General features: G+C 61.2%; 7 protein-coding genes. 5 read left to right on the forward strand and 2 right to left on the reverse strand.

Annotation, left to right across the window (positions count from 1 at the left end; all coding sequences use genetic code 11):
- Nucleotides 1-6 precede the first annotated feature (6 nt).
- Both hfq and hflX read left to right on the forward strand, forming a co-directional pair.
- Nucleotides 7-471 (forward strand): RNA chaperone Hfq, encoded by a 465-nt coding sequence (gene hfq / locus ACH0AE_RS17415; protein WP_406876101.1) that lies wholly within the window; start codon nt 7-9, stop codon nt 469-471.
- Nucleotides 468-1,760 carry a GTPase HflX gene (hflX, locus tag ACH0AE_RS17420; protein WP_294441510.1) on the forward strand — a complete coding sequence of 431 codons (1,293 nt, stop codon included), beginning with the start codon at nt 468-470 and terminating at the stop codon, nt 1,758-1,760. Before hfq ends, hflX begins: the two co-directional genes overlap by 4 nt.
- Before the next feature lie 30 nt (nt 1,761-1,790).
- Here the strand turns inward: hflX and mazG are convergent, their stop codons facing one another.
- Complete coding sequence (gene mazG / locus ACH0AE_RS17425; protein WP_406876096.1) at nt 1,791-2,561, reverse strand: nucleoside triphosphate pyrophosphohydrolase; 771 nt, start codon at nt 2,559-2,561, stop codon at nt 1,791-1,793.
- 259 nt (nt 2,562-2,820) lie between these two features.
- Nucleotides 2,821-3,339: a MucR family transcriptional regulator gene (locus tag ACH0AE_RS17430; RefSeq protein WP_406876097.1), complete on the reverse strand. Its 519-nt coding sequence runs from the start codon at nt 3,337-3,339 to the stop codon at nt 2,821-2,823.
- A 616-nt stretch (nt 3,340-3,955) separates the two neighbouring features.
- On the opposite strand from ACH0AE_RS17430, the gene ACH0AE_RS17435 reads away from it, so the two are divergent.
- Genes ACH0AE_RS17435 through ACH0AE_RS17445 form a run of 3 tightly spaced genes read left to right on the forward strand, consistent with a single transcriptional unit; the run spans nt 3,956 to nt 7,024 of the window.
- The gene (locus ACH0AE_RS17435; RefSeq protein ID WP_406876098.1) at nt 3,956-5,617 is read left to right on the forward strand and encodes a Mu transposase C-terminal domain-containing protein; all 1,662 of its coding nucleotides are present in this window, start codon (nt 3,956-3,958) and stop codon (nt 5,615-5,617) included.
- Nucleotides 5,614-6,531 (forward strand): TniB family NTP-binding protein, encoded by a 918-nt coding sequence (locus ACH0AE_RS17440; protein WP_406876099.1) that lies wholly within the window; start codon nt 5,614-5,616, stop codon nt 6,529-6,531. The genes ACH0AE_RS17435 and ACH0AE_RS17440 overlap by 4 nt, the downstream gene beginning before the upstream one ends.
- A 4-nt stretch (nt 6,532-6,535) precedes the next feature.
- On the forward strand, nt 6,536-7,024 hold the full coding sequence (locus tag ACH0AE_RS17445) for a TniQ family protein (RefSeq protein ID WP_406876100.1): 489 nt from the start codon (nt 6,536-6,538) through the stop codon (nt 7,022-7,024).
- The last annotated feature ends 36 nt before the right edge of the window (nt 7,025-7,060 follow it).

Consider the following 7,060-nt stretch of genomic DNA (forward strand, 5'->3'; position numbering starts at 1 on the left):
GGCGCGATGTCCGCTCCCCACCCCTTCTTGCCGTTTCGCTTAGGGTGTCATTTCGCCCTCAGCCGGAACCGACCCCTTCAGGGGATCGTCACCTGGTTCGACAATTTCTCCGTCCTGCTTCGGCGCGACGGGCAGAGCCAGCTGATCTACAAGCACGCAATTTCCACCATCATGCCAGGCGCGCAGGTGGACGTGGCCGCGATCGTCGAACAACTGGGCGAGGGGGGGCGCAAGCAGCCGCTTCTGCAGGAGATCTTCCTCAATGCGGTGCGCAAGTCGGAAGATCCCGTGACGATGTTCCTCGTCAACGGCGTGATGCTGCAAGGCCATATCGCCGCTTTCGATCTGTTCTGCATGCTGCTGCAGCGTGATGGCACGTCGCAGCTCGTCTACAAGCATGCCGTTTCTACCATCCAGCCGGCGCGGGCACTCAACCTCGCCGAGGAAACTGCAGGCTCGGAAGAAGATTGAGCAAGGGCTTTGAGCGTGATCGCGAGGAGTTCGCCCGTGGCGCCCGCGCGGTTGTAGTGTTCCCGGACCTCGGCGGTTCCTCACGGGATGCTGACGCGCGTCTCGAGGAAACCGCCGGGCTTGCGGCGGCGATCGGCGTCGACGTTGTCGAGCGGCAAACGGTGCGCGTGCGATCGCCGCGCGCCGCGACGCTCATCGGATCGGGCCAAGTCGAACAGCTTGCCGTCCTAGGTCGACAGGAAGAGGCGTCTCTCTTCGTGTTCGACGCCGCGCTATCCCCGATCCAGCAGCGCAATTTGGAAACAGCGCTCGAGGCCAAGGTTATCGATCGCACGGGCCTGATCTTGGAAATCTTCGGCGAGCGGGCCGCCACCGCGGAGGGCCGGCTCCAGGTTGAGCTGGCGCACCTCGATTATCAGGCCGGCCGCCTCGTGCGCAGTTGGACTCACCTTGAGCGTCAGCGCGGCGGCTTCGGCTTCCTCGGCGGCCCAGGCGAAACACAGATCGAGGCCGACCGCCGCCTGATCCGCGACCGTATGGCGCGCCTTCGCCGTGAACTCGATCAGGTCACACGCACGCGCGGCCTGCATCGTGAGCGGCGCCAACGCGCGCCCTGGCCGGTGATCGCCCTCGTCGGCTATACGAACGCCGGCAAATCAACGCTGTTCAACCGGCTGACCGGTGCCGACGTGATGGCCGAAAACCTGCTCTTCGCCACGCTCGATCCCACCCTCCGACAGATCAGTCTACGCGGCATCGACAAGGCGATCCTGTCGGACACGGTCGGCTTCGTCTCGGAACTGCCGACACAGTTGGTCGCGGCGTTCAAGGCGACGCTGGAGGAGGTGGTGTCTGCCGATCTCCTCGTTCACGTGCGTGACGTCGCGCACCCGGATACGCTCGCCCAGCGCGCCGATGTCGAGGCGGTGCTGGACGAGATCGGAGTCCCTGAAGGGACACCGCGGATCGAAGTGTGGAACAAGGTTGACCTTCTAGAGGACGCAGCCCGCGGAGAAATATGCGGCGAAGCGGCCCGGCGCGACGATGTTGTGGCGGTATCCGCCTTGACCGAGGAAGGGATCGACGCGCTCACCCGCGCGCTGTCGGATCGCCTCACCCAAGGGCATCAGCGCTATACGATCACGCTTGACGCCGCCGATGGCGCTAGTGCCGCCTGGCTTCATCAGCACGGCGAGGTGCTCGACCAATATGTTGAGGACGACAAGTCGGTATACGAGGTGCGAATGTCACCGGCCGATTATACGCGTTTCGACGAGCGGAACCGCTAAGGGCGGGGGCGGGGCGATAAGCGCGCGGGCTCAAATCTGTCCGCGCTCGTCGCCCTTGACCGCCTCCCATAGTTGTTCCTGCTGATCAAGGTTCAGGCCATCCAGCGTTCCACCGGCCTTTGCCTCCATCGATCGGAACCGGCGTTCGAACTTCCCATTCGCCGTACGTAACGCGGCTTCTGGATCGACGCCGAGGTGGCGCGCCCAGTTGACGACTGCGAATAGCAGATCGCCAACCTCTTCCGCTTGATCTTCCGGTGCCGCCTCCGCGACTTCGGCAAGTTCTTCGTCGATCTTCTGCCGCGGCCCCTCCACATCGGGCCAGTCGAACCCGACTCGTGCGGCGCGCTTCTGCAGCTTCTCGGCGCGCATCAACGCCGGCAGTCCAAGCGCCACGCCAGCAAGTGCGCTCGCGTCTTCCTTTGCGGCGCGCTCCTGCGCCTTCACGACTTCCCAAAGGTGATGGCCACCCTCCGCAGCATCGCCGAAGATATGCGGGTGGCGGCGTTCCATCTTGTCAGCGATTGCCGTGGCAACCTCATCGAAATCGAAGGCGCCGGCTTCCTCCGCCATCTGGCTGTCCAATACGACCTGCAGCAGCAGATCGCCGAGTTCATCCTTCAACTCCTCCAGGTCACCGCGCGCGCAGGCGTCTGCAACTTCATACGCTTCTTCGATCGTATAGGGTGCGATCGTCTCGAACGTTTGGGCGCAGTCCCACTCGCAGCCGGCGTCGGGATCCCTGAGCCGAGCCATCACGGCGCGCAGCCGCAGGATTGGAGATACGGAACGGTCGGTCATCGGTGTCGAACCATCGCGGTGCAGAGGTGAGGCGAGAAATACCACCCGGTACCACTGCGACATCTCACTTGCTCGATCAATGGACCGACCGCCTAGCCACTAGATCCCACGACACATAGCGGAGGAAACCTAGGCAGAGGCTCGCCGCTTTGAGGAGAAACTCGCCGCTTATGGATAGATGGTGAGGTTCCTGGCGAGGAATGGAGGGTAGACGTGAGCGATGGCGCGCGGTTACCCGCGCGCCATCTTGAATGTCGGCTTATCCTTGGAGATGCGCCTTCGCTGCGCCTTTAGCGTCATTGACGCCCTTGCCCTTGCGCGCTCCAGTCGTGCGGCGATCCGCATCAGCGGGCTTGCTGCTCCTCTTCACCGGTTTGCGGCCCAGGCCAAGCTTCTTCGCAGCTTCACTGCGCGCCTGGCTGTAAGCGGGGGCAACCATCGGATAGTCCGGTTTCAGCCCGTAGCGTTCGCGATACTGCGCTGGCGTAAGCCCTCTTGCGCTGAGGTGGCGCTTCAGAGACTTGTACGGCCGACCATCGATCATGCTGATGATGAAGTTCGGATCAGCAAGCGACTTGCGTGGGCTAACCGCACGCTCAAAGCCTTGCTCCACCGAGCGATCGTGGGCAGCAGGGGCGGTTTCCAGCTTGCCGACCGTGTTGTGGATTGAAGCGAGAAACTCCGGGACAGCATCGGCGTCAACGCGTGTGTTCGGATTTGCAAGCCACGCAATCGTGAGCTCGGCAGCGAGATTAATGGTGTTCGTTTCGGTACTCATGTTACTAGCCGTCTTAACAACAGCCGCCATGTAGGTATCGGGGATCGCCGCCGCTACTATTTGCAAGAACTTTATTTGCACGGAGGGCGGACGCCTCTAGTCTCGGGGTGGCATCGCTCAGAATGGCTCGCGCGACGGCCGATGGATGCGCTTCACTGCCCGGCAGGTTGGTACGTGTCTGCCACTAGAGCCGATGACGCTCGGCGTAATAGCAGCACAAGGCGGACTACCTTCAAGATCGCCAGCATGCTGCCGCCAAGGGCTGCCGAACAACGCGATAAACGTCACACCTGGCACTACGTCACGGCAGCCTTCGCCACGTATGCTGAGCGGTGAGGCACATTTGCCCGTTGTCTCGTCGGAGGAGCCGTCCCCAATATGATCCACCTGGGCCGGGATCATCAAACGCATAAAGCTACGTCACTACGCTCGGACAATGAGCGCTGTCGGTTTTCATGCCTAAGAGGGACCTCGGCTGTCGATTTCTTGAGATCGGTGGATTCTTCATCTCCTCGCATTGCCGGTGGATCGCCGGACAATGCAACGGAGTCCACTGGATTTTGCATCGAGATCGGCGGACAACGTGCGCAGCGACTCGTCCGGAAAGGAGGTCGCGATGACAAAGTCGGACTCTGACTTACACGGCGCCGAAGAAGCGGTTTGGCAAGCGGTTAAAGAGCGCGAGCCGGTGATCCGCCGGTTGGCTTTACTGCCTCGTATACCGGAGCAGGAAATGCTCGCGGCGATGACCTCCCTCGACCTAGGTCGTTCCCAGATTTATACCTTGATCGGGCGCTATCGCTCAAATGCTGTCGCCAGCGCGTTGTTACCTGCTCGACCCGGCCCGAAAGGCGGGAATTCCAAGCTTTCACTCGCGGTGGAAGAGGTAATCAAGCGGCTCATCGACGAAATGTATCTCACTCGACAGAAGCCGAGTGTGTCCGCTCTTTGTCGAGCTATCGCGCACGAATGCAGAGCTCTCCAACTGAAACCACCGTCGCGACTAGCGGTCGAGACTCGGATCTCGCGGCTGGCGCCCACGGCGACTGTGAGGGCTCGAAACGGCCGGAAGGCGGCGGATGATCTTCATCGCCCCGTAGCTGGAAGCTACAAGGCAGCTTATGCGCTGGAGGTTGTTCAGATCGATCATACGCCGGTCGATCAAATCGTGGTGGATGAGCGTTCCAGGCAGCCACTGGGACGCCCTTGGCTAACATTGGCAATCGATGTCGCCAGCAGGGCGGTCCTCGGCTTCTATCTCACGCTCGAACACCCCTCGGCCGTGTCGGTCGCGATGACTCTTCGCCATGCGGTCCTTCCCAAAGACGCTTGGCTGGCTGAGCGAGGGATCAACGTTGCTTGGAGCTCAGCAGGCATCCCTGAGCGATTGCACATGGACAATGCCAAGGAATTTAAATCCCATGCCTTGTCGCGTGGCTGCGAGGAGCACGGGATTGAACAGCAGTATCGTCCTCCCGCCACGCCGCACTATGGTGGGCATATCGAGCGCCTGATCGGCACGATGATGGGCGCCGTGCACCTGCTTCCCGGCACGACGTTCTCCAACACCGCCGAAAAGGGTGATTATAGCCCGGCCGCGACATCGGCGATGACTTTATCCGAACTTGAGAAGTGGCTCGCTATTGAGATAGTGGGCGTGTATCAAAGCGCTCTGCATCGCGGGGTTGGATTGCCTCCGCATGTAGCTTGGCAGCAGGCGCTTGAACGTCGCCCCCGCACTGCCCGACACCCACCCGATCCCGACAAGTTTCTGCTCGACTTCCTTCCGTTCGAGCATCGGATGATCCGTAGAGACGGGATTCGATTATTCAACATCTCGTACTGGGATCCTGTGCTTTCGACTTGGATCGGCGAGCGTGCCCGGATGCCCATCAAGTATGATCCTCGCGACCTCTCGCGTGTTTTCCTGCAAGCACCCAATGGTGAGCACTGGGCGATCCCTTATGCCGATCTCGGCCGCCCCGCGATCACGCTGTGGGAGCAGAAGCGGGCGATGGCGCTTCTGCGCGAGGAGGGAAGGGCAGCGGTCGATGAAGGCCTCATATTCGAGGCGGTTGAGGCGCAGCGTGCGCTCATTGCCAGCGCAACCCGGCAAACAATGAGAGCCCGAAGAGCCGCGAACCGGTCGGCCAATGCCTTGGGTGCCAACTCGTTCGCTGATCCAGCCCGATTGATCGAGACACTTCCGGCAAGCGCAAACCAATCCGCAAGCGCCAGCGACAGCTATTTGCCCTATCCTGTCGAGGATTGGTCATGAGCGAAGCGCTTGCGCATCTCCATCCCGATTATCGGCCGCTCGCCCTGCTTCCAAACGAGAAGCGGGTAGAATGGATAAGGACGGAGAGGTGGATCGGCTTCCCCAAGGCCCTGGGCGTAACCAATCGTCTACAGATGTTGCTCGACTACCCGACGCGACCACGCATGCCATGCCTCTTGATCTACGGCCGCAGCGGCATGGGAAAATCGATGGCAATCGCGAAGTTTCTTCACTCGCATCCGACGGTCTTCGACAGCGGCAAAGGCTCCACAGTCATGCCGGTCGTCGCATTCCAGATGCCCAAAGAGCCGATCGAGGAGGACTTCTACGAACAGGTGCTTCGTGCGGTCGGAATATCTTTCAAGGAAACCATGACCAAGCGGGAAGCTTCTCGCCTGGCAATGCGCATGCTCCGGGAGCTGAACACCAAGGTGCTGATCATTGACGAAATGAATAATCTGCTCGCAGGCACGTCACGCCAGCAGCGGCTATTTTTGAACCTGATCCGCTTCGTCACCAACGAGCTCTCAATGCCGATTGTATGCGCTGGCACACCTGAAGCTCACCGCGCGCTATTGTTTGATCAACATCTGGCAGATAGATTTGACGCGATCGAGCTTACGCCCTGGCGAGACGACGAGACGTTTGCGCTTCTTCTGCGCAGCCTCGCTTCCACCCGCCCGTTACGACTTCCATCGGACCTTGAGAGTCGGACTCTCCGCAGGCGGCTTATGCAACTCAGCGGCGGGATTACCGGCCGCATCTTCCGGCTGATAGAGGAAGCGGCCGTCACTGCAGTGCGGACCGGCCGTGAACGGATCGACGAGGACATGTTTTCCGACGACAACCTCGTTCCGCCTCTCGCCTCGATGCAAAAGGCAGCACGCGTTCGCCCCGAGGCCTCAGCAGTGTAAGGGCATGTCCAAGGTCTCCACGGCGGCGCGAGCAACTTCGATCTTGCCCTTCGCTCCACGCCCCTGCCGGGGCGAGATAATGTCATCGTGGTTGTCGAGGGTCGGCTGCCGCTATGGGCTCGAGCCGGCCAACCTCCTGGCCCGCCTCGATCCCAACCATGACATGTCGTCATCGCGAGAAATCGACTGGAACATGTCGGACCGGCACCAGAGCTGTCTCGCAGACGCGACCCGGCTCGAACGCGCCAGGGTTGCGGAACTCGATCCAGCCCGGTCGCACGCTAACTGGGCCCAGCAGTGGTTTGCGTGGGCGAGCATCGGCCGTGATCCCTGGCAGAATGAAGACATCTACGATTACGAGTTCCGATGGGCGTGGTGCCCAAGGTGCCTGGCTGAAGGCCATGCGCTAACCGGTCAGGACTATATTCGCCTGCCATGGACGCTTGCCTGCGGTAAGCGTGGCCTGAGGGCCGCCTTGCTCGTTTGGCCGTAGCCGGGATGCTTATCGTCTTTGACGAGGGCGCGGGCG

Origin of the sequence: Sphingomonas sp. 179-A 2A2 NHS (genome assembly GCF_045371305.1) — a bacterium.
In the GTDB taxonomy this organism is placed as follows: Bacteria; Pseudomonadota; Alphaproteobacteria; order Sphingomonadales; family Sphingomonadaceae; genus Sphingomonas.